Annotated in this window: 20 protein-coding genes; 11 read left to right on the top strand and 9 right to left on the bottom strand. The window is 74.1% G+C overall.

Annotated features, from left to right (window positions below; genetic code table 11):
- Positions 1 to 23 precede the first annotated feature (23 nt).
- The 4 genes from egtD to egtA are packed head-to-tail and all read right to left on the bottom strand — an operon-like array spanning position 24 to position 4,454.
- A complete protein-coding gene (gene egtD / locus ACIQ6R_RS31950) occupies positions 24 to 986 on the bottom strand; it encodes an L-histidine N(alpha)-methyltransferase (protein WP_404225109.1) in 963 nt (320 codons plus the stop codon).
- Positions 983 to 1,783, bottom strand: a complete 801-nt coding sequence (egtC, locus tag ACIQ6R_RS31955) for an ergothioneine biosynthesis protein EgtC (RefSeq protein ID WP_404225111.1) — start codon at positions 1,781 to 1,783, stop codon at positions 983 to 985. Before egtC ends, egtD begins: the two co-directional genes overlap by 4 nt.
- Entirely contained in the window at positions 1,783 to 3,156 is a 1,374-nt protein-coding gene (gene egtB, locus ACIQ6R_RS31960) for an ergothioneine biosynthesis protein EgtB (RefSeq protein WP_404225113.1), read from the bottom strand. Before egtB ends, egtC begins: the two co-directional genes overlap by 1 nt.
- On the bottom strand, positions 3,153 to 4,454 hold the full coding sequence (egtA, locus tag ACIQ6R_RS31965) for an ergothioneine biosynthesis glutamate--cysteine ligase EgtA (protein ID WP_404225115.1): 1,302 nt from the start codon (positions 4,452 to 4,454) through the stop codon (positions 3,153 to 3,155). Before egtA ends, egtB begins: the two co-directional genes overlap by 4 nt.
- Before the next feature lie 287 nt (positions 4,455 to 4,741).
- On the opposite strand from egtA, the gene ACIQ6R_RS31970 reads away from it, so the two are divergent.
- Positions 4,742 to 5,581, top strand: a complete 840-nt coding sequence (locus tag ACIQ6R_RS31970) for a TIGR02452 family protein (protein ID WP_404225118.1) — start codon at positions 4,742 to 4,744, stop codon at positions 5,579 to 5,581.
- Here the strand turns inward: ACIQ6R_RS31970 and ACIQ6R_RS31975 are convergent.
- Entirely contained in the window at positions 5,566 to 6,021 is a 456-nt protein-coding gene (locus tag ACIQ6R_RS31975; protein ID WP_404225120.1) for a type II toxin-antitoxin system PemK/MazF family toxin, read from the bottom strand. The genes ACIQ6R_RS31970 and ACIQ6R_RS31975 overlap by 16 nt on opposite strands.
- A 203-nt stretch (positions 6,022 to 6,224) precedes the next feature.
- Between ACIQ6R_RS31975 and ACIQ6R_RS31980 the strand changes: the two genes are divergently transcribed.
- The 4 genes from ACIQ6R_RS31980 to ACIQ6R_RS31995 all read left to right on the top strand — a co-directional run bounded on the left by ACIQ6R_RS31980 (position 6,225) and on the right by ACIQ6R_RS31995 (position 9,721).
- Positions 6,225 to 7,115, top strand: coding sequence for an NAD(P)-dependent oxidoreductase (locus tag ACIQ6R_RS31980; protein ID WP_404225122.1), 891 nt, complete (start codon positions 6,225 to 6,227; stop codon positions 7,113 to 7,115).
- 125 nt (positions 7,116 to 7,240) lie between these two features.
- A complete protein-coding gene (locus ACIQ6R_RS31985) occupies positions 7,241 to 7,666 on the top strand; it encodes a PPOX class F420-dependent oxidoreductase (protein WP_404225124.1) in 426 nt (141 codons plus the stop codon).
- A gap of 440 nt (positions 7,667 to 8,106) precedes the next feature.
- Positions 8,107 to 8,535, top strand: coding sequence for a VOC family protein (locus ACIQ6R_RS31990; protein WP_404225125.1), 429 nt, complete (start codon positions 8,107 to 8,109; stop codon positions 8,533 to 8,535).
- A 103-nt stretch (positions 8,536 to 8,638) separates the two neighbouring features.
- The gene (locus tag ACIQ6R_RS31995; RefSeq protein WP_404225126.1) at positions 8,639 to 9,721 is read left to right on the top strand and encodes a hypothetical protein; all 1,083 of its coding nucleotides are present in this window, start codon (positions 8,639 to 8,641) and stop codon (positions 9,719 to 9,721) included.
- 66 nt (positions 9,722 to 9,787) lie between these two features.
- Here the strand turns inward: ACIQ6R_RS31995 and ACIQ6R_RS32000 are convergent, their stop codons facing one another.
- Together ACIQ6R_RS32000 and ACIQ6R_RS32005 are read right to left on the bottom strand one after the other, a co-directional pair.
- On the bottom strand, positions 9,788 to 11,071 hold the full coding sequence (locus tag ACIQ6R_RS32000; RefSeq protein ID WP_404225128.1) for an MFS transporter: 1,284 nt from the start codon (positions 11,069 to 11,071) through the stop codon (positions 9,788 to 9,790).
- A 99-nt stretch (positions 11,072 to 11,170) separates the two neighbouring features.
- Positions 11,171 to 12,058: an alpha/beta fold hydrolase gene (locus ACIQ6R_RS32005; RefSeq protein WP_404225129.1), complete on the bottom strand. Its 888-nt coding sequence runs from the start codon at positions 12,056 to 12,058 to the stop codon at positions 11,171 to 11,173.
- 161 nt (positions 12,059 to 12,219) lie between these two features.
- Between ACIQ6R_RS32005 and ACIQ6R_RS32010 the strand changes: the two genes are divergently transcribed.
- From ACIQ6R_RS32010 to ACIQ6R_RS32030, 5 genes are all read left to right on the top strand, one after another.
- Positions 12,220 to 14,232: a BTAD domain-containing putative transcriptional regulator gene (locus tag ACIQ6R_RS32010; protein WP_404225131.1), complete on the top strand. Its 2,013-nt coding sequence runs from the start codon at positions 12,220 to 12,222 to the stop codon at positions 14,230 to 14,232.
- 220 nt (positions 14,233 to 14,452) lie between these two features.
- Positions 14,453 to 14,887 carry a PPC domain-containing DNA-binding protein gene (locus ACIQ6R_RS32015; protein ID WP_404225133.1) on the top strand — a complete coding sequence of 145 codons (435 nt, stop codon included), beginning with the start codon at positions 14,453 to 14,455 and terminating at the stop codon, positions 14,885 to 14,887.
- Positions 14,888 to 14,974: 87 nt separating this feature from the next.
- Positions 14,975 to 15,400 (top strand): CBS domain-containing protein, encoded by a 426-nt coding sequence (locus ACIQ6R_RS32020; protein ID WP_404225135.1) that lies wholly within the window; start codon positions 14,975 to 14,977, stop codon positions 15,398 to 15,400.
- A 132-nt stretch (positions 15,401 to 15,532) separates the two neighbouring features.
- Entirely contained in the window at positions 15,533 to 15,877 is a 345-nt protein-coding gene (locus tag ACIQ6R_RS32025; RefSeq protein ID WP_404225138.1) for a DUF6343 family protein, read from the top strand.
- Positions 15,878 to 15,909: 32 nt separating this feature from the next.
- Positions 15,910 to 16,935 carry an RNA polymerase sigma factor RpoD/SigA gene (locus ACIQ6R_RS32030; RefSeq protein ID WP_404225141.1) on the top strand — a complete coding sequence of 342 codons (1,026 nt, stop codon included), beginning with the start codon at positions 15,910 to 15,912 and terminating at the stop codon, positions 16,933 to 16,935.
- A gap of 24 nt (positions 16,936 to 16,959) precedes the next feature.
- Here the strand turns inward: ACIQ6R_RS32030 and ACIQ6R_RS32035 are convergent, their stop codons facing one another.
- Positions 16,960 to 18,387: an FAD-dependent oxidoreductase gene (locus ACIQ6R_RS32035; protein WP_404184023.1), complete on the bottom strand. Its 1,428-nt coding sequence runs from the start codon at positions 18,385 to 18,387 to the stop codon at positions 16,960 to 16,962.
- A 15-nt stretch (positions 18,388 to 18,402) separates the two neighbouring features.
- The gene (locus tag ACIQ6R_RS32040) at positions 18,403 to 19,626 is read right to left on the bottom strand and encodes a polysaccharide pyruvyl transferase family protein (RefSeq protein WP_404184025.1); all 1,224 of its coding nucleotides are present in this window, start codon (positions 19,624 to 19,626) and stop codon (positions 18,403 to 18,405) included.
- 151 nt (positions 19,627 to 19,777) lie between these two features.
- Between ACIQ6R_RS32040 and ACIQ6R_RS32045 the strand changes: the two genes are divergently transcribed.
- Positions 19,778 to 20,752, top strand: a complete 975-nt coding sequence (locus ACIQ6R_RS32045) for a TerC family protein (RefSeq protein ID WP_404225142.1) — start codon at positions 19,778 to 19,780, stop codon at positions 20,750 to 20,752.
- Positions 20,753 to 21,029: the final 277 nt, after the last annotated feature.

Consider the following 21,029-nt stretch of genomic DNA (forward strand, 5'->3'; position numbering starts at 1 on the left):
GCACCAAACTCACCGTACGACGCTCATCGCGCCACGCTCAGCGAGAGCGCGAACCGGTCCTCGCCGTCCGTCCACCAACGGGCCAGCTCCAGGCCGGCCGCGGCCAGTTCGGCCCGCACGCCCTCCTGCCGGAACTTCGCCGACACCTCGGTACGCAGCTCCTCCCCCTCGGCGAAGTCCACGGCCAGGTCGAGCGCCTGGACCTTGACCGTCTGCGCGGTACGCGAGCGCAGCCGCATCTCGATCCACTCCCGTTCGGCGTTCCACAGCGCCACGTGCTCGAAGGCGGCGGGCGCGAAGTCGGCCCCCAGCTCCCGGTTGAGCACGGACAGCACGTTCTTGTTGAACGCGGCCGTCACCCCGGCCGCGTCGTCGTACGCCCGGACCAGCACCCGCTCGTCCTTGACCAGGTCCGTGCCCAGCAGCAGGGCGTCGCCCGGGGAGAGCAGGGCCCGGACGGCGGCCAGGAACGCGGCACGCTCGCCGGGCAGCAGGTTGCCGAGCGTGCCGCCGAGGAACGCCACCAGCCGGGGGCCGGGCGTCTCGGGCAGCGTCAGCCCTCCGGTGAAGTCGGCGATCAGCGCGTGCACCTGAAGCTCTGGCCGCTCGGCGACGAGCGCCTGGCCGGCCTGCGTGAGGGCGCTCCCGCTGACGTCCACCGGCACGTAGCCGCGCAGTTCCGTCAGCGCGTCGAGCAGGAACCGCGTCTTCTCCGAGGAACCGGAGCCCAGCTCCACCAGGGTGCGGGCGCCGGTCGCCGCGGCGATCTCGCCGGCCCGGTCGACGAGGATCTCCCGCTCGGCCCGGGTCGGGTAGTACTCGGGCAGCGTGGTGATCTCCTCGAACAGCTCGCTGCCCCGAGCGTCGTAGAACCACTTGGGCGGCAGCCACTTGGGTGTGCTCGTCAGGCCCGCCAGGACGTCGGCGCGCAGGGCGGCGCCCGTGGCGTCCTCGGGCAGCGTGCGGGTGAGACGGAACGGGCTCACGTGCGGGGCTCCTTCGGGGAGACGAAAGCGTCTGCGAGGGCGTTGTCGCCCGGGTCCTTGAGCGGAGTGAGCTGTACGTCCGTGCGACTGGCCACGAGCAGGGTGCGGTCGGGGACCTCCTGCCAGCGCGGGTCGTCGTCGTACGGCTCCGAGGCGACCGCCGTGCCCCCGCCGGGGCGGGTCAGATACCACAGGGTGTCGCCCCAGGTGGTGGCCGTGATGGTGGCACCGCCCGTGAGCAGCAGGTTGAGCCGGGAGGCGGGGGCCGCCGCCGCGACCTCCAGCACCGTCTCGGCGAGCGCGCGGCCCTCGTCGTCCCCGGCGCGCAGCCGGGCCAGGACCAGCGCCCACACGAGCGCCGAGTCGTTGCGGGCCTCCAGCGACAGCAACTCCTCGGGCGGCAGCGTCCCGGCCACCCGCGCGAGCGAACCGGGCCAGCCCGCCACGGCACCGTTGTGGCTGAACAGCCAGGCCCCCGAGGCGAACGGCGCCGCCGCGGCCTCCGCGTCCGCACCCGACAGCGTCGCGTCCCGCACGGCGGCGAGCAGCGCGCCGCTCCGCACCACCCGGGCCAGGTCGGCGAAGGACTGATCGGCCCAGATCGGCCCGGCCCGGCGGTACCGTGCCGGCACCGGGTCGCCCTCGGCGTACCAGCCGACGCCGAACCCGTCGGCGTTGACCGTGCCGTAGCGCTGGTGCCTGGGCGCCCAGGACTGCCGGTACAGGCCGTGCGGCGGCGCCACGAGGAGCCCGCCGAGGGGTTCCTCGGGGCCCACGTAGGCGAGGTGACGGCACATCAGCAGCCCTCCGCGGTCCTGGCGGTGCGGAACCCGGAGAAGATCTGCCGCCGGATCGGGTAGTCCCAGTTGCGGAAAGTGCCCCGGCAGGCCACCGCGTCCACGGCGAACGAACCGCCGCGCAGCACCTTGTAGTCGGGCCCGAAGAACACCTCCGAGTACTCCTTGTACGGGAACGCCCGGAAACCCGGGTACGGGGCGAAGTCGCTGGACGTCCACTCCCAGACATCGCCGATCAACTGCCGTATGCCGAGCGGCGATTCACCGGCCGGGTAACTGCCGGCGGGTGCCGGGCGCAGATGTCGCTGGCCGAGGTTGGCGTGCTCGGGGCCCGGGTCGGCGTCGCCCCACGGGTAGCGGGCCGAGCGGTCGCCGGCCGGGTCGTACCTGGCCGCCTTCTCCCACTCGGCCTCGGTGGGCAGCCGCCGCCCGGCCCAGCGGGCGTACGCGTCCGCCTCGTACCAGCACACGTGCACCACCGGCTCGTCGGCCGGCACCGCCTCGGTGATCCCGAAACGGCGCCGCAGCCACTGGCCGCCGTCGCGGCGCCAGTACAGCGGGGCGGTGAGGGAGTGCCGGCGGACGTGGTCCCAGCCCTCCGGAGTCCACCAGCGCGGGTCGTCGTAGCCGCCGTCGTCGATGAACGCCCGGTAGGCGCCGTTGGTCACCGGCGTGGTGTCGAGGTAGAAGGGCGCCACCTCGCGCCGGTGCGCCGGGCGTTCGTTGTCCAGGGCCCACGCCTCGGTCGACGTGCCCATCGTGAACGGGCCGCCGGGCACCAGGACCTCGGCCGGGCCGGTGAACAGCGGCACGGGATCCGGGTCCGGGGCGGTCAGGGCCTGCGGACCCTTGCGGAGCTGGTGCGTGATCAGCATGGTCTCGTCGTGCTGCTGCTCGTGCTGGGCGATCATCCCGAAGGCGAAGCCCGCCTCCGTCAGCCGCGTTCCGTGGAACGCGGTGCCCTCCAGCACGTCCAGCGCCCGGCCGCGCACGTCGGCCGCGTACCGACGGGCCTCGTCCGGCGACAGCAGTGGCAGCTTGGGCCGCTCTGCGCGCGGATGCTCGAAGGCGTCGTAGAGGCTGTCGATCTCGGGCCGTATCGCCTCCTGCCCGGCGACGGCGCGCAGCAGCCACTGCTCCTCCTGGTTGCCGATGTGCGCCAGGTCCCACACCAGCGGGGACATCAGCGGCGACACCTGGTCGGTCAGGTCGGGACCCTCCACGCAGCTGGTCAGCAGCGTGGTGCGGTCCCGGGCCGTGACGAGCGTGGCCAGGGCCCGCTCGCGCAGGGTCTCGGCGTCGACGGCCGATTCGCCGGCGGTGGCGATGCCGGTGTCGGTGTCGGTGGCGGTCTCCATGGCGGGGTCGGTCATGGGCGGGTCTCCCTCCCGTGCGGGCCACGGCTCGCGCCGTCCGGCATGTCCAGCAGGTCGTCGGCGGGGCAGCGGCCCCTTCGCACGTAGCGCTCCAGGTACTCGGCGACGGCGTCCGTCACCTCGGTCGTGGCACCGACCCGGGGCAGGGCGCCGAGCGCCGCGGTGAAGCACGTGACGGCCGCCTCGCGCAGCTCCGGATCGGCGAGGGCGTCGCGGGCCGCGTCCTCGTACAGCGGGTTGTGCGGGGCGGGCAGCCCGAGCGTGCGCTCGGCCAGGGGCTTCACGGCCCGGTAGGCGGTCTCGGCGGCCTCCGGATCGTCGAACAGCGCCGCCGTCACGGCGAGCGGCACCATCCAGCCGTCGTCCCCGGGCTGTGCGTCGATCATGCGCAGCTCCAGGTGGCCGCGGGGCCTGACCGGTGGGAACAGCGTGGTGAGGTGGTAGTCGAGATCCTCCCGGGTCGGCGGCCTCGGCGCCCCGGTCCTGGTCCACTGCCGGAAGGACATGCCCTCGGGCACGTCCCAAGGCCCGCCGTCGCTGCGGACGCACATCACCGGGGCGTCCAGGACGTGCCGGGTCCAGGCGCCGCGCGGGTCGGCGTCCAGCGGGGGGCCGCCCGCCCGGCCGGTGCCGATCTGCGTCCACCGCAGCTGCCGGGTGGACCGCCAGCCGGTGGGCCGGCCGCCGGCCAGCGGGGAGTTGGCGAACGCGGCCAGCAGCACCGCGCCCAGGTGATGGGCCAGCCACCAGCGGCGTACGTGGCCGAGGGGGCCGGGCTCCTCGTGCCCGGCGTCCAGGCACACCTGCACGGAGGCGGAGGTGCACATCATGAAACGGCCCGCGGGGCCGGTGCGGTCGAGGCAGGCTTCCATGGCGTCGTAGCGCGGCTGCCGTAGGAAGCGGCGGGGCGCGTGCCAGGGGTCGTGGCCGAGGCCGACGAGGGCGAGACCGTCCTCGCGGAGCACGGCGCGGACGGCGTCGAGGTCGGCGGAGACGGTGGCGACGCACTCCGTCAAGGAGGCGGCGGGGAGCGAGCTCAGCTCCAGTTGGCCGCCGGGCTCGACGGTCAGCGCCGACCTCAGGGGCACGGCCCGCAGTGCGGAGTAGACCGCTTCGAGCCGTTCGGGTGACACGGGGAGCCGCGGCGCGCGCAGCTCGTGGACGAGCCATTCCACCTCGACACCGAGGCGCCTCGGCGGACCGGTCTTGAAGCAGATGCCGTGGACCAGCGCCTCGACCTCGGCTTCGGTGACGGTGGTGCGTGGCCGAGTACAGCCACTTACCGTATCGGACATGTCGGGATCCTCCTGAGATTCCATCCATGCCGCCGACCCTCTTGCGGTGGGCCGGGTCGGCACACTCGTCCCACCCAAGACCCTCGTGTCGCTCCGCACAAGGGTGCATAACAGGACGTTCCAGCTCGGTAATCTCCGCGACCCGTTCGTTTCCGGGGGCTTTCCCCCTCGTTCGCCGGTCGGGAAACTCCGTTGCACCGCATCACCAGCATCACCCAGGATTCCCGCATGAGCACGACGAGGGAGGCCGCGCGGCGCGCGGTCACGGCGTCCACGGGGGTGGCGCCGTGAGCGCGCGCTTGCGGGGTATCGCACAGCGGACGGAACAGATCGTGACGGCGGGGTCCTACTGTGCGCCCGACGGGCGCGAGGTGGCGATCGCGGCGGCGGTCGAGGCGGCACGCGACGGTACGCGGATGTACGGACCCGAGCCCGTCGAGCCCGCCCCTTCCGCTCCGGTGCGCACGGTCTTCCAGGTCACCGGCGAGAGCAGCCTGGAGGCCGCCCGCCGCCTCGGCGGCGAGGTCGCCGTGCTGAACTTCGCCTCCGCCCGCAATCCGGGTGGCGGCTACCTGAACGGCGCCCAGGCGCAGGAGGAGGCGTTGTGCCGGGCCTCCGCGCTGTACACCTGCCTGCTGCAGGCGCGCGGGTTCTACGATCACCACCGCGCCCACCGCGACCCGTTCTACACGGACCGCGTCATCCACTCGCCCGCCGTGCCCGTCTTCCGCGACGACCGCGGCCGCCTGCTGGACGAGCCGTACACCGCCGGTTTCCTCACCTCCGCCGCGCCGAACGCGGGCGTGGTGCTGCGCACGGCCCCGGAGCGGGCCGCCGAGCTGCCCGGCGCCCTGGCCGCACGCGCCGAGCGGGTGCTGGAGACCGCCGCGGCCCACGGCTATCGGCGCCTGGTGCTCGGCGCCTGGGGCTGCGGGGTCTTCCGCAACGACCCCGCCCAGGTCGCGGGCGCGTTCCGGGGACTGCTCGGGCCCGGCGGACGGTTCGCGACGGCCTTCGAGCGGGTGGCGTTCGGCATCCTGGACCGCACGCCGGGCGGCACGGTCCGGGAGGCGTTCGAGCGTGCCTTCCCGGACCGGGCCGACAGCCCCCCTCAGCTCCAGCCGTAGCGCTCCCGCAGCCGCTGCCGTACGAGGTTGAACCGCATCCGGTCCAGGGCGCACGCCTCGCGGCGCATACCGGCGTCGTGCAACCGCAGCACCCGGTCCACGTCGACCCAGGACTCGCGCCCGGAACGGTCCCAGGGACCGCTCCCGATCGGTACCCACTCCCGGTCCCCGTCGTGGCGCTTGCTGGACAACCGCACGGCCAGCAGCGTGCCGGCGGCCTCGCGGGCGACGACGAGCACGGGCCGGTCCTTGCCCCGGCCGTCGTTCTCCTCATAGGGCACCCACGTCCAGACGATCTCGCCGGGATCCGGGTCCCCGTCGTGCGCGGGGGAGTACTCGGTACGCACCCGGCCCACGTCCCGGGGGTCGGCCTCGGTAGTGGCGGTGGGGCCGTAGCGGCCGGGGACGGTGTTGTCGGTGTCGTCGGTGAAGGCGCTCACGGCCGTACCGTACGGGACGCGCGGGCTCGGCCCCGCGCGTGCCGGCCCGCGTCGCGGAGGCGCCGACCCGGTGGACGGCCACCGGTCCCGGCCCGCCGGACCCGACCGGCGCCGCCCGCCACCGGATGGCAGGCTGATCACCGGGTCCCGCACCAGGGACCCCGGCGATCGACCCGAGAGAACGAGCACAGAAAGCCGACTTCATGACCGACCAGCTCACCGTGAGCGTCCTGGGCACCGGCATCATGGGTGCCGCCATGGCCCGCAACCTCGCCCGGGCCGGGCATACCGTCCGGGCCTGGAACCGCAGCCGGGACAAGGCCGAGCCCCTGGCCGCCGACGGCGCGCACGTCGCGAGCAGCCCCGCGGAGGCGGTGCGGGGCGCCGACGCCGTCCTCACCATGCTGTACGACGGTCCGGCAGCCCTCGACGTCATGCGGCAGGCCGCCCCCGGCCTGCGCCCCGGCACCGCGTGGGTCCAGTCGACCACCGCCGGCGTCGACGCGGTCGCCGACCTGGCGGCATTCGCGCAGGAACACGACCTCGTCTTCTTCGACGCGCCCGTCCTCGGCACCCGCCAACCCGCCGAGGCCGGACAACTGCTGATCCTGGCCGCCGGGCCGGCCGACGCACGGGACGTGGTGGCACCCGTCCTGGACGCCGTCGGCTCCCGCACGGTGTGGACCGGCCAGGACGGCGCCGCTGGCAGCGCCACCCGGCTGAAGCTGGTGGCCAACAGCTGGGTTCTCGCCGCCACCAACGCGGCGGGCGAGGTCCTGGCGCTCGCCAAGGCACTGGGCGTGGACCCGGACGGCTTCTTCGACGCCATCGCCGGCGGCCCGCTCGACATGGGCTACCTGCGCGCCAAGACCGCGATGATCCGCGACGGCGCGCTGACACCGGCCCAGTTCGCGGTCACCACCGCGGTGAAGGACGCCCGGCTGATCGTCGAGGCCGGCGAGGCGAACGGCGTCCGCCTGGACGTGGCCGCCGCCGGCGCGGAACGCCTGGCGCGCGCCGCCGCGCAGGGGCACGGCGACGAGGACATGGCGGCGGCGTACTTCGCCAGTTTTGACGGGAAGCCGTCCGACTGACGGCGCGTGGGGTACCCGGGGGGAACAACCAGGAAAAGAACCAAGGAACACAAAGAAGGGAATCAAGTAACACCGGTAAGGAACCACGTGGCACGAGAACATAAGCAGAGAACAGAGGAGCCCGCATGTCCAAGCCGCCGCTGCCGTCCGAGGCCGTCGACCTGCTGCGCCGTCCCAACCCGTGCGTCATGGCCACCCTCCGCTCGGACGGCGCCCCCGTCTCCACGCCCACCTGGTACCTGTGGGAGGACGACGGCCGGGTCCTGATCAACCTCGATGAGGGCCGGGTACGCCTGGGGCACCTGCGCCGCGATCCGCGCGTGACCCTCACCGTCCTCGCGGGCGACGACTGGTACACCCACGTCACCCTCATCGGCCGTGTCACCGAGACCCGCGACGACGAGGACCTCACCGGCATCGACCGCCTCTCCAGGCACTACACGGGCAACGCGTATCCGGACCGGGTCCGTCCCCGGGTCAGTGCCTGGATCGAGGTGGAGCGCTGGCACGGCTGGGGCGCGATGAAGGACAGCGACCAGGCATCCCCCTGAGGGAACGACCGCGATCTCGGGCGAAGCCCTCCCGGAGGGTATGCCGCCGCCTCTCGCGTTCCTGCGCGTCACCGGCGAACGGGGCTCGCAAACGCCCGCGTTCGCCCCACGCCCTGACCCCCGAGGTACACCAGGCGGGCGGCGCCGGCCGGTTCGAGTGCGGGAAGGCGACGGCCGACCGCTCGACGACCGCCCCGACGCCCAGAGGGAGGGCGGCGACGAGGACGTAGGCGCCGGGCCTGTTCCCGGTCGGCGAGCGGCCGGTCGGGGGCGCCGTGGCGCCATGCGAGCACGGGTCCCGCACCGCGTCGCACGGGATTCCGCCAGGTGTCGACACCTCGTGCCGCCTTGTCTAAGATCCCCAGCGCGGCATCGCGTGTCGGTCACCGTCCGGGTGAGGCATGGAGGCGCCGCGGAGATGCCCGTGGAGGCATTGACCCGTGTCAGTCGAGTTCAACCACACCATCGTTCTCTCCCGTGACCGGGAGAAGTCCGCTCACTTCCTCGCCCAGACCCTGGGGCTGGAGGTCGGCGAGCCGGCCGGAGTCTTCCTGCCCGTGACGACCGCCAACGGCGTCACCCTCGATTTCGCCACCGTCGACACCGACATCCCCGTGCAGCACTACGCGTTCCTCGTCTCCGAGGGCGAGTTCGACGCGATCCTCGCCCGGCTCGTGGCGGGCGGGGTGCCCATTCAGGCCGACCCGCACGGCCGGCACCCGCGCCGGATCAACCGCAACGACGGCGGGCGGGGCGTGTACTTCATCGACCCTTCCGGCCACGCCATGGAGGCCTTCACCCGCCCCTACGGCAGTGACCCGTCCTCGCCGTTGAACGGCGTCACGGAGGACGTTCCCGGGGCGCGCTGACCGGCGTCCGCACCCCCGTCGGCGCACTCGTCGCCCGGCCTGTTGTCAGACCCCCTCCGCATACTGGTGGCCCCAGGGAGTCGGACGCGATCAGGGGGCGGTCATGCGGAGGGTGTACAGCGGTGAACTGGCGGCTGCCCACGGGTGGTTCCACGTGGACAGCCACCGGCGCCCGCTCGGTCCGGGACCGGCCAAGGCCTGTGCCGGAGACGTCGACGGTCCGTGCGGTGCGGCCGTCCCCGGCCGACTCCTCCTGGGCGCCGGCCTGCGTACCGGCAGAGTCGGGCTGACCGTCGAGGTGCACGGGGCCGCTCCGCCGCTCGACGACGGCTGGGACGACGTGGTGGAGGCGTCCTTCCGGCCCGTCTCCCCCTCGACGGCCGTCCTGCCCTGCGGTCACGGGGTGCTGTGCGAGGTGGACCTGCCGCCCGCCGACCACCGGGTGCGCTGCTGCGGACGTGGCACGGACCGTAGGGAGGAGACCGAGTTCACCGCGGCCGGGGTCGCCGGGCCGGTCGGCCACTATCTGCTGCAGTTCTGGCCCGCACCGCCCGCCGCGGACCGGGTCGTCCGGCAGACGTCACGCGGCGCGGAGGTCCGGCATCGGCACGGGCGCAGCCTGCCGCCGCTCCCTCCCGGGCAAGGCACCGCGCGGGACCGCGCGGAGACCCTGTCCTGGGGCGGCCGGCTGCCCAGCCCGCGCGTCCGGGAAGTCGGCGGCGACGCCCGCGGGCTCGTCCCACTGGACCGGGAGCTGCTCGACGCCGTCGACGCGGTGTGTCCGGCGACGCAGCGGAGCCTCGCGCGGTGGGCCGCCCACCGGGCCTTCACCGCGGCCGGGCTGGACGACGTCGACTGGATCACGCCCGCGCTGGCGGCGCTGGACCGAGGGGAGCCCCTGCCGGCTCCGTTCGACGACCCCCGGCGGGCCTGGGAGCGCTTCTTCACCGACGACCGCATCACTCGCACCCCGTCGGACGCGTCCGACAAATGCCACGGCAACCCGCTGCGACAGGCCATGGCCATGCCCGCGCTGCGTGCCGCGGCCGAACCGGACCCGCTGCGCGCCGCGCTGGGCGCCCTCTTCGCCGCCGCGGTCACCCACGGCACCGACTACCCGGCCCTGTTCGCCGAGGCCCGCCGGGAGTTCCCCGCCCTCGGCCGGGGCGTGCGGCGGCCGCGGTAGCGAGCAGTGCGTTCCGCACGGGAGTCGGGGCGGGCGATCGCCTCGACGACAACGACCGCCGGGGTTTCACCGGTCACTGGCCGGCTCCACCAGGGCTCGGCCGGAGACCTGCTCCTGCCGCGGCAGGAGCAGCGGGGTCGCGAGGAGCAGTACGCCCGCGAGGGCGACGGCCGCACGTGTTCCGGTCAGGCCCGCCAACAGGCCCCACACCGCGGTCAGTCCCGCGGTCGCCAGCTTCCCGCTGACCGTCCAGGCGGACAGGGTGCGCGCGACCCTGTCCGTCGGCGTCAGGTCCAGCCGGCGGGTGGCGTACACCGGGTTGAACACGCCGATGGACGTGATCAGCCCGAACTCGACGACCATCACCAGGACCAGCCCCGAGGTGCCGGGGCCGACGAAGGCCAGCCCGACGGGCCAGCACACGCGCAGCACGCCGCTGGTGACCAGCACCCGGTGCTGTCCGAAGCGCGCCACGAGTGTCCGGGCCAGCCGTGAGCCGACCAGCCCGCCGGCGCAGGGCACCGCGAAGGCGAGACCGTACTGCCAGGGCGCGAAGCCCAGATCGCCCAGCATCAGCACGGCGAGCAGCGGTGTGGTCGCCATGATCAGGCCGTTGACCATGACCGTGTTGAGGAACAGCGGACGCAGACCCGGCGCGGCGAGGACGTACCGCCAGCCGTCCAGCAGGTCGCCGGCCCGCAGCCGGGGCACGTCGGCGCGCCGCGGGCATGGTTCTCCGCCGCCGATCGCCCGGATCTCGAGCGCCGACAGCAGATAGCTGACCGCGTCGACCGCCACCGTCACCACCGGCCCGAAGACCCCGACCGCGGCCCCGCCGACCGGGGGCCCGAGCATCGTCGCGGTCCAGGCCGTCGCCTCGAACCGGCCGTTCGCGGTCAGCAGGTCCCGCGGCCGTACCAGTGCCTTGAGACAGGCACCGGCGGCTGCCCTGAAGGTGATGTCGGCCGCGGCGACGACGACCGACACGATCAGCAACTGGGCGAAGCCGAGCCTGTCGAACGCGTACGCGAGCGGCACACTCAGCAGCACCACGCACCGGACCAGGTCCATCGCGACCATGACCGGCCGCTTGCGCCGGAACTCCACCCACGGCCCCAGCGGGACCGCCACCAGTGCTCCCACCGCGAGACCGGCCGCCGCGAGCGCCGCCACCCGCGCCGTTCCGGCGTCCAGCACGACGACCGCGATCAGCGGAAAGGCGTCGAACGCCAGCCGCGTACCGAACGTGCTGACGGAGTACGCGGCCCACAGCCACCCGAATCGCCGCCCCAGCGACCCGCTGCCCACGCCGCCCGACTCCGTCACGCCCGACTCCGTCACGCCCGACATCAAAGCGAGTGGCGGCCCCACCGATCAAACAACCGCCCGGGAACCACGCACAACACGCCGTTGTACGCCGGTCCGCCGGCGCCCGGCCCGCCCGGGCCCCTACCGCCTCAGCAGCTCCCGCAGGGCCCCGACGACCTCGCCGGGCGCCTCCTCCGCCATGAAGTGGCCGCAGTCGACGGTGTCGTGCCGCAGGTCCGGGGCCCAGGCCCGCCACAGCGCGGCGGCGTCGTAACCGAGGGCGGCGCCCCAGTCCTGCTGGAGGACGGTCACGGGCATCCGCAGCCGGTTGCCGTCGGCGCGGTCGGCCCGGTCGTGGGCGACGTCGATGCCGGCCGAGGCACGGTAGTCGGCCACGATGGACGGCACCGCCCCGCGGGACGCCTTCAGATAGGCGGCGCGTACTTCGGCGGGCAGGGCGTCCGGGTCCCGCGTCCAGCCGTCGAGGAAGTGACCGAAGAACGCGTCCGGCGCGGCACCGATCAGCTCTTCCGGCAGTCCGGGCGGCTGCGCCATCAGGTACAGGTGGAAACCCACCGCCGCGGTGGTGCCGTGCAGGACGTCCCACATGTCGAGGGTCGGCAGCACGTCCAGCGCGGCCAGGTGCGTCACCGCGTCCGGATGGTCGAGTCCGGCCCGCACCGCGACGAGGGCGCCCCGGTCGTGCCCGGCCAGCGCGAACCGCTCGTGGCCGAGCGCCCGGGCGAGGGCGACGACGTCGGCGGCCATGGCCCGCTTGGCGTAGGCGGTGCCGTCCGGGTCGGCCGGCTTGTCGCTGGCGCCGTAACCGCGCAGGTCGGGACAGATGACGGTGTGGTCGGCCGCGAGGTCGGCGGCGACGTGCCGCCACATCAGATGGGTCTGCGGGAAGCCGTGCAGCAGCACGACCGGGCGGCCGGAGCCGCCGACGGCCACGTGCAGGGCGACGCCGTCGGCGACCGTCACGCGGTCGTGGGTGAAGCCCGGGATGGTGGGTTCGGTCGGTTCCATGGTTGGTCTGTACCTTTCTGGTCACATCAGGCCCGCTCACATCGGTTCTGTTCGCGTCTCGCTGATGACGCCTTCGAGCCTGCCGGGCCTCGATCAGCAACCGATCAGCACGCGTACCGTGGTGATCGCACGAGCGGTGGCGGAATCGGAGCGGACGGAACATGGAAGCGGTCACGTTCGGTGTGCTCGGACCGGTCACGGCCGAGCGCGCGGGCGACGTCCTCGCCCTCAAGGGCCCCCGGCACCGTGCCGTGCTGGCCCGCCTCCTCCTGGCCCGGCGGCGGGTCGTCCCGCTCGCCCGCCTGGTCGAGGACCTGTGGGACGAACCACCGCCGCGGGCCGTGGGAGCGGTGCGCACCTTCGTCGGGGATCTGCGCCGCGCCCTGGAACCCGACCGCCCGCCGCGGGCCCCGGCCCGGCTGCTGGTCACCGAGGGACCCGGGTACGCCCTGCGCGCGGCACCGGAGGCCGTGGACGCGTGGCGCTTCGAGGCGGCCGTCGCCCAGGCCGACCGGCTGCCGGCCGCACAGGCGCCGGACCGGTTAAGGGCAGCGCTGGGGGAGTGGCGGGGCCCCGCCTACGCCGAGTTCAGCGGGGCGGAGTGGGCCCGCGGGGAGCGCTCCCGGCTCACCGAACTGCGGCTGCGTGCCGTCGAACGGCACGCGGAACTGCTCGTGGAGCTGGGCCGCGCCGCCGAGGCGGTCCCCGACCTGGACGGGCACCTGACCGAGCATCCCTGGCGCGAGGAGGCCTGGCGCCTGCTCGCCCTGGCCCTGTACCGGACCGGACGCCAGGCGGACGCCCTCGCCGTGCTGCGCCGCGCCCGCGCCCTGCTCGCCGGACACCTGGGCGTCGACCCCGGGCCCCGGCTGCGCCGTCTGGAGGCCGGCATCCTCGCCCAGGACCCCGGCCTGGACCCGCCCAGCGAGCCGGCGGAGGCGGCGGCCCGGCTGTGGGCCCGCGCCACCGAGGCGTACGACCGCACGGTCGCCGCCGGTGCCCACGCCCGCCTGGAGTCGACCGTCGGCCTGCTGCGCTCCCTCGCGGTCACCGGCGGCGGCGGACTGGAGGCCGCCCGGGAGCACCGTATGACGGCCGTCGCGGCGGCGGAGGAGACGGGCGACGCGGAACTGACGGCCCGGGTGATCGGCGCCTACGACGTGCCCGCCAACTGGACCCGCGGCGACGATCCCGAACGGGCCCGGCGGATCGTCGCGGCGGCCGAGCGCACCCTCGCCGCCCTGCCGGACGACGGCACCGCCGAAGCGGACCGCTGCCGCCTGCTGGCCACCGTCGCCCTGGAGTCCCGGGGCGTCCGGTCCCCGCACGGACCCCGGGCGGCGGACGCGGCCGAGCGGATCGCCCGCCGCCTGGACGACCCCGCGCTGCTCGCCTTCGCCCTCAACGGCGTCTTCATGCAGTCCTGCACCACCGCCGGACTGGCCCCGCGCCGCGACGCGATCGGCGCCGAGCTCGTCGCCCTCGCGACCCGGCACGGGCTGGTCAACTACGCGATCCTCGGGCATCTCATCCGGCTCCAGGCACGCTCGGCGCTCGCCGACTTCACCGCCGCCGACGAGCACGCCACCGCCGTCGACCGCCTCGCCGAACGGCACGAACGGCCGCTCGTGGCCGTCTTCACCGAGTGGTACCGAGCCCTGCGCCGGGCCGCCACCGGCAGCCCGTACGACAGCGCCGAGGCCGCCTACCGGTCCGCCGCCGCGGGGCTCGACGGCGCGGGGATGCCGGGCCTGCGACGCGGGCTGCTACCGCTCGCCCTGCTCGGTCTGCGCCTGGCCCGCGGACGGCCGGCGGAGGTGGACCCGCGCGCGGACTGGGGACCGTACCGCCCCTGGGCCGAACCGTTCGCCCTCCTCGCCGACGGCCGTGACGCCGAGGCCCGGACGGCGCTGAGGGCCCTCCCGGAGCCGCCGCCCGACCTCCTGTACGAGGCCCTGTGCTGCGCCGAGGCCGCACTCGCCCTCGAACTCGGCGACCGCGCGGCCCTGGAGCGGACGTACGGACGACTGCTGCCCGCGTCCGGTGAACTGGCCGGTGCGGGCAGCGGGTTGCTCACTTTCGGGCCGGTCGACGACTGGCTCGCCGCGCTCCGCCTGGCACTCGGTCCCGCCGCGGCGGGGGCGGACCCGGGAGGGGCCGGGGGCCAGGGATAGTACGTCGGCCAGGGGGCCGCCGGTATGCCCCGGCACGTCCCGGTCGCTGTGCGGGCCTTCCCCGGTCGCGACGCTCGACGCGGCGGACCGGGCCCCGGAGGCGGCCCCTGAGGCGGCCCCTGAGGCGGCCCCTGAGGCGGCCCCGGAGGCGGGGCGCCGACCCGGAGGCGGGACGCCGGCCGGGCGGGTTGCGCCGTCCCGTGCCGGGTACCCGGCGGGCATGAAGTGGCAACAGGTGCAGGACGGCCCGTCCGCGGTGTACGTGGTGGTGCTCGACCCCGGCGAGGACGCGGTCGCCGAACTCACCGCCTTCGCCCGTGACCGCTCCCTCGGCGCCTCCCAGATGACCGCCGTGGGCGCCTTCTCGGAGGCGGTCGTCGGCTGGTTCGACCGGCAGGCCAAGGACTACCGGCCCATCCCCGTGGAGGAGCAGTGCGAGGTGCTGTCGCTCATCGGTGACGTCGCCGTCGGCGACGAGGGGCCGACCCCGCACCTGCACGCCGTGGTGGGCCTGTCCGACGGCTCCACCCGCGGCGGCCACCTGCTGTCCGGGCGGGTCTGGCCGACGCTGGAGGTCGTCGTCCGGGACAGCCCGGCCGAACTGGCCAAGACCCACCGCCCCGACATCGGGCTGGCCCTGATCGACCTCGGCTGAGCCGACCGCCGGAGAGCGGTTTACCGGCCCGGGTGCGGGCTACGCGGCCCGCACGGAACCGAGACCCAGACCCCGGGAGGCGCGACCATGACACGGCGCATCCGAGACGTGATGTCACCCGCCGCGGTGGCCGTCGAGCCCATGACCACGGTGGCCCGGGCGGCCCGGCTGATGCGCGAGGAGGACGTCGGCGACGTCCTGGTGACCTACGACAGCGATCTGTTCGGTCTGCTCACCGACCGCGACATCGTGCTCCGGAGCGTCGCCGACGGCCGCGACCCCGACGACACCACGGTCGGTTCGGTGTGCACACCCCCGCCCGTCGTGACCCTCGAACCCGACGACACCACCGACCGCGCGGCCGAGCTGATGCGACGTCACGCGGTCCGGCGGCTCCCGGTCGTCGAGCACGGCGGCGTTCCGGTCGGCGTGGTCACCCTCGGCGACCTCGCGGCCGCCGACGATCCGCACTCCGCCCTGGCGGACATCAGCAAGGCCGCGCCCGACCACTGAGGCGTCCGACCGCTGGGGTGCCCGACCGCTGGGGGTGCTCCGACCGCTGAGGCGCCCGACCACGACCACCGAGGTGCCCGGGTCACCGAAATCCCCGGCCACCCACGTCCCCGACCGCCAGGGAGGACCGGCATGAATGACCGACGCCGCCCCGCCGGGGCCACGGAACCCGCCCCTCGCACGCGATCCGGCGCGATCGGCCGCCGCTTCCCGCGCACCGGCACCGAACCGGTCACCGCGCAGAGCCCGCTGCGGCTGCGACTGCTGCTGTCGGCCGTCTTCCTGCCACTCTTCGTCGCCGGGGCCGCGTTCTTCGGCGTGTGGGCGGCGGGCACCGGTCCCGGCGACAGCCCCGGACGCGGCACCCTGGTGGCCCTCGCCGCCGTGTGCGCGGCGTTCGTCCTGCTGGCGGCGGCGGACCTGATGGTCGTGTCCGGCCGCCTGCGGAGGGAACGGGGCACCCCCGCTCCGCACTGACTCAGGACTCCAGAAGGGGACGGAGGAACGACATGGCTCCCCTGGCACGAACCCCAACCCCCGCGGCGGGCCCCGGGGAGGACCGCCGGGCCCCCGCCCGCACCGCGCGGCTGCGCAACCGGATCCCCGAACCCGACGAGGAACCGGACCTGCTCGGCCAGTACCTGTCCCAGATCGGCGCCACCCCGCTGCTGACCGCCGAGGACGAGGTGCGCCTGGCCCGGCGCATCGAGGCCGGTGTCCGGGCCATGGAGGAACTGGAGTCGGCCGACACCGGCGAGCCCGCCCCGACGCCCGCACGACGCCGCGCACTGGAGGAGACCGTCCACGACGGCCAGGCCGCCAAGGACCACATGGTGCGGGCCAACCTGCGGCTCGTGGTGTCGATGGCCAAGCGCCACGCCCATCGAGGGCTGCCCCTCCTGGACGTCATCCAGGAGGGCAACCTCGGGCTGATCCGGGCCGTCGAGAAGTTCGACCACACCAAGGGCTTCAAGTTCTCCACGTACGCCACCTGGTGGATCCGCCAGGCCATCGAGCGGGGCCTGGCGACCCACGCGCGCACGGTACGGCTGCCGGTGCACGTCGTGGAACAGCTGCAGAAGCTGGCCAAGGTCGAACGCAAGCTACGTGGCAGCCTCGACCGCGAGCCGACCGCCGAGGAGGTGGCCGCGGAGAGCGGCATCGACGGGGACAAGGTCGTCTGGCTGCGCCGCGTCGGACGGGACGCCGTCAGCCTGGACACCCCGGTCGACGAGACCGGCGAGACCGTCGTCGGCGACCTCATCCCCGACGCCGAGGTGCTCCAGGCCCCCGAGGTCGCCGAGTTCCGGGCGCTCGCGGAGGAGCTGCGGGAGGCCGTCGGCACCCTCGCGCCCCGCGAGGCCCTGATCCTCAGCCTGCGCTACGGTCTGCACGACGGCCGCCCGCGCACCCTGCACCAGGTGGCACAGCACGTGGGCCTGACCCGCGAGCGCGTCCGCCAGCTGGAGAAGGCGTCCCTCGACCACCTCCGCGCCCCGGAGACCCGGGACCGCCTGCTGGACTGGGCGAGCTGACCGACACGCCCGTGACCGACGCCTCTACACGCGCAGCCGCGCCCCCTGGCGCAGCAGCTCGTGCTGGACCATCCGGTAGGGCAGGCCGCGCGGACCGCGCCCGTGCCGGACGGTCAGCGCCGCGCACACCCCGGCCGCCTGGCCGGTCGCCATGGCGATGGGCATGACCCGGTACGAGGAGTGCGCCACGTGCGTGCCGGAGATGCAGCGCCCGGCCACCAGCAGCCGCTCGGTGTCCCGGGGCACCAGACAGCGCAGCGGGATGTCGTAGAAGCTGCCCCGCGGAACCCGCTTGAGGACGGTGCCGGAGCCGCGCGGGTTGTGGATGTCGACCGGATAGGCGCCGTGCGCGACCACGTCCGGGAAGGTGCGCGCGGCCAGGATGTCGTGGCCGGTCAGCTGGTAGTCGCCGAGTACGCGCCGGCTCTCCCGTACGCCGATGTGCGTGCCGCTCTGCACCACGTACGCCTCCTCGAAACCGGGCACCCGGGTCCGCAGGAAGCGGTCGATCTGGGAGAGCTGGCGCCGGGCCGTGTACTCGGCGCGGGTGAGGTCCCACACGCTGGTGCCGAGCACCCGGTTGACCCGGGTGCTGTTGACCGCGACCTCGCGCGGGTGCGGGGTCGCGAAGAAGAGGATGTCCTCGCGCGGCAGCCTCAGCTCGCCGTTGGCCCTGGCCTCCTCGATCAGGTCCCACAGGCCGTGCACCCCGCGCCACTGGTCGGGGTGCTCGCGCACGTAGTCGGCGAAGTCCGGCCGCGCGAAGTCCGCGACGCGGAACATCAGCGTCATGGGCTGCACCAGCCCGTCCTCGGGCCGGCCGATCTCGTACGGCGCCCCGCAGGCCGTCGCCACGTCACCGTCGCCGGTGCCGTCCACGACCACCCCGGCGTCGATCACCACGGGCCCCGACTTCGTCTCGAACACCACCCGCCAGCCGGAGCCGTCGTCGAGGGGCAGCGCGCCGGAGGCGAAGGAGTGGAACAGCATCCGTACCCCCGACTCGTCCATCATCTCCAGCAGGGACAGCTTGAACAGTTCCGGGTCGAAGGGGACCGTGTACCCGGTCTTCGGCGAGGGCGGCAGACAGCCGCCGCGCCCCATGAGCCGGTCGAGCAGCTGCCACAGCACGCCCGCGACCACCGGCTCGCCCTCGCCGTGGTCGGTGGGCAGCAGCCGTGAGGTGTCCCCGGACTCGGTGAACGCGGCCTGCTTGTGCTCGTTGTGGAACGACATCAGCGGCATCACCAGTGCCACCGTCGCGTTGCCGCCGAGGAACCCGTACCGCTCCACCAGCACGACATCGGCCCCGGCGTCGGCCGCACCCACCGCGGCGGCGAACCCGGCGGGACCGCCGCCCACCACCAGGACGTCGCACCGCCCCCCGTGCCGGGCGGGCCGCGGGGGCAGGGTGACCGTGCGGGGCTCGCGGGGCTCTTCCAGGATCGGCATCGCTCTCCTCGGGGGTCAGGCGTGCAACGGCCGCGGCTCGTCGGCGTACGGCTCGGGACCCGCCGTCCGTGCCCGCGGTCCGTCGTCGGGCGCGTCGATCTCGTCCAGCAGTGAGCCGCAGCGCACGCAGGTCTCCCGGGCCGCCGCGGACAGCTCATGGATCCGGGACCGGAGGTCCTCCCGGCGCTGCGGATACTCGTCCCACAGCCGGTCCACCTCGGCCAGCAGCAGCCCGGCCTGCTCCCGCGCCACGCCCACCAGCGCCGGGGCGCCGAGCCGGCGCGCGAAGTCGAAGACCTTGCCGGAGTAGGGCAGCGGCAGCACCGGCACGCCGGTGAGCGCCGCGAAGATCACGAAGTGCAGCCGCATGCCGACGGCCACGTCCAGATGGCGCATGAAGCCGAGGACCTGCCCGGGGCTGTAGTCGCCGTGCAGGATCCGGCCCTGGTCCGGCGCGGTCATGTGGGAGAGCACGGCGTGCGCGTGCCGTACGTCGTGCCGCTCCATCGGCAGGAACACCACGTGCGCGTCCAGCCGCCGCACGAGGAAGTCCGCGACGTCGGCCAGCAGCGCGTGGTAGTCGCCCTCGTCGAGCTTTTCCGCGGCCCGCCCCGGTTCGCGCACCGACATCCCCACCAGCCGGGCACCGGAGGGGATGCCCTCGTCGCGCATCATGGCCTCGGTGAACGGTTCGGGCCCCAGCAGCAGAGCCGGGTCGGCGGTGACCGTGACCTCGCGCTCCAGGCCGACCTCCTCCAGCACCAGCCGGGACTCCTCGTCCCGCACCACGACGCCGTCCATGTCCGCCAGCACGGTGCGCACCGCGTCCCGGTCCTCGGCGTCCCTCAGCGGCCCGGCCCCGACGGCGTAGGCGAAGGTGGGCACGCCGCGGGTCTGCGCGGCGCGCACCAGCCGCAGATAGCGGCGCGCCTCACCGTCGTAGAGGATGCCGCCGCCGCCCAGCACCAGCAGGTCCAGGCCCGGCAGCGCGTCCAGGACGTGGTTGCGGCTGACGCCCTCCCAGGGGATCACCTCGTCCACGTCGGGGTGGTGGGCGCGGGTGTGCTCCGCGTTCCGGCTCAGGACGATCAGGTGCGCGTCGGGCCGCTGGGCCCGCAGACAGCTCAGGACGCAGGTCAGGATCGCCTCGTCGCCGATGTTGAAGCCGCCGTAGGAGCCGAGCACGCCGATGCGCGGGCCCGGCCGGGTGGGGCGTGGATGCGAGGGGGCAGTGGTCATCCGGGGGCTCCCGTCACGTCGGAGTCGGCCGGCCCGCCGGCCTCGGTGCGCAGGCCGCGCACGGTGCCGGGTTGCCTGGGCCGCTCAGCGGAAACACCCTGACCAAGAACGTGTACGTGATCCCCGTCCGTCGCCTGTCACAGGAGCACCGGTGAACGTCTCTCTCAGCGTCTGGCTGCTCACCGTCGCGGCCCTGTGCGTGCTGGTCGGCGCCGACTTCTTCATCGGCCGCAAGCCGCACGACGTGTCGATCCGGGAAGCCGGGATCTGGACGGCCGTCTGGGTGGTCCTCGCCTGCCTTTTCGGCGTGGGGCTGCTCGTGGTCGCCGGCGGCGGGCCCGCCGGCGAGTTCTTCGCCGGTTACATCACCGAGAAGTCGCTCAGTGTCGACAACCTCTTCGTCTTCGTCCTGATCATGGCCAAGTTCGCGGTGCCCTCGCAGTACCAGCAGCGGGTGCTGATGGTCGGCGTCGTCGTGGCCCTGGTGCTGCGCGCCGCGTTCATCGCGGCCGGCGCGGCGATCATCTCCGCCTTCTCCTGGGTCTTCTACATCTTCGGGGCCTTCCTGATCTGGACCGCCTGGAAGCTCATCCAGGACGCCCGCAAGGGAGGGCACGACGAGGAGTACGAGGAGAACAAGCTGCTGAAGTCGATCGAACGCCGTTTCGGTGTCGCCGACCGCTATCACGGCACGAAGCTGTGGATCGAGGAGAACGGCAAGCGGGTCATGACCCCGATGCTGGTCGTGATGCTCGCGATCGGCTCCACCGACGTCCTGTTCGCCCTGGACTCCATCCCCGCCATCTACGGCCTGACCCAGGACCCGTACATCGTGTTCACGGCCAACGCGTTCGCTCTGATGGGCCTGCGCCAGCTGTACTTCCTCATCGGCGGTCTGCTGAAGAGGCTGGTGCACCTCTCCTACGGCCTGTCGGTCATCCTGGGCTTCATCGGCGTCAAACTGATCCTGCACGCCCTGCACGAGTCCGGGTTCCACGTCCCCGAGATCGGCATCCCCTTCTCGCTCGGCTTCATCGTGATCGTCCTCGCGGTCACCACGGCGACGAGCCTGTGGGCCGCGAGGAGGCAGGGGCAGGGGCAGGGGCAGGGAGGGCCGGGCGTGTGACGCGGGCCCACTCGTGTGCGTACCGCTCGTCGGAGACGGAGTGCCGCCGCATCCGCCGCACCAGCCGCCTCCACCGGACGACAGCTCGACCGCCGCTGCGGCGATCGACCAGGACGCAATAGGCATTGGTGGCCACCGACGCCGCCTCGGCGGGCGCCGGATCCACCGCGGTGCGCATGCGGAGCGCGAGGGTCGCCGCCACTACGGCGGCGACCCAAGACCATCAGCGGTGTCTTCACGGCGCGGCGGGAGGAGCCGCACCGTAGGCTGTCATCGA

The sequence above is a fragment of the Streptomyces sp. NPDC096048 genome (assembly GCF_044763415.1).
Classification (GTDB): Bacteria; Actinomycetota; Actinomycetes; order Streptomycetales; family Streptomycetaceae; genus Streptomyces.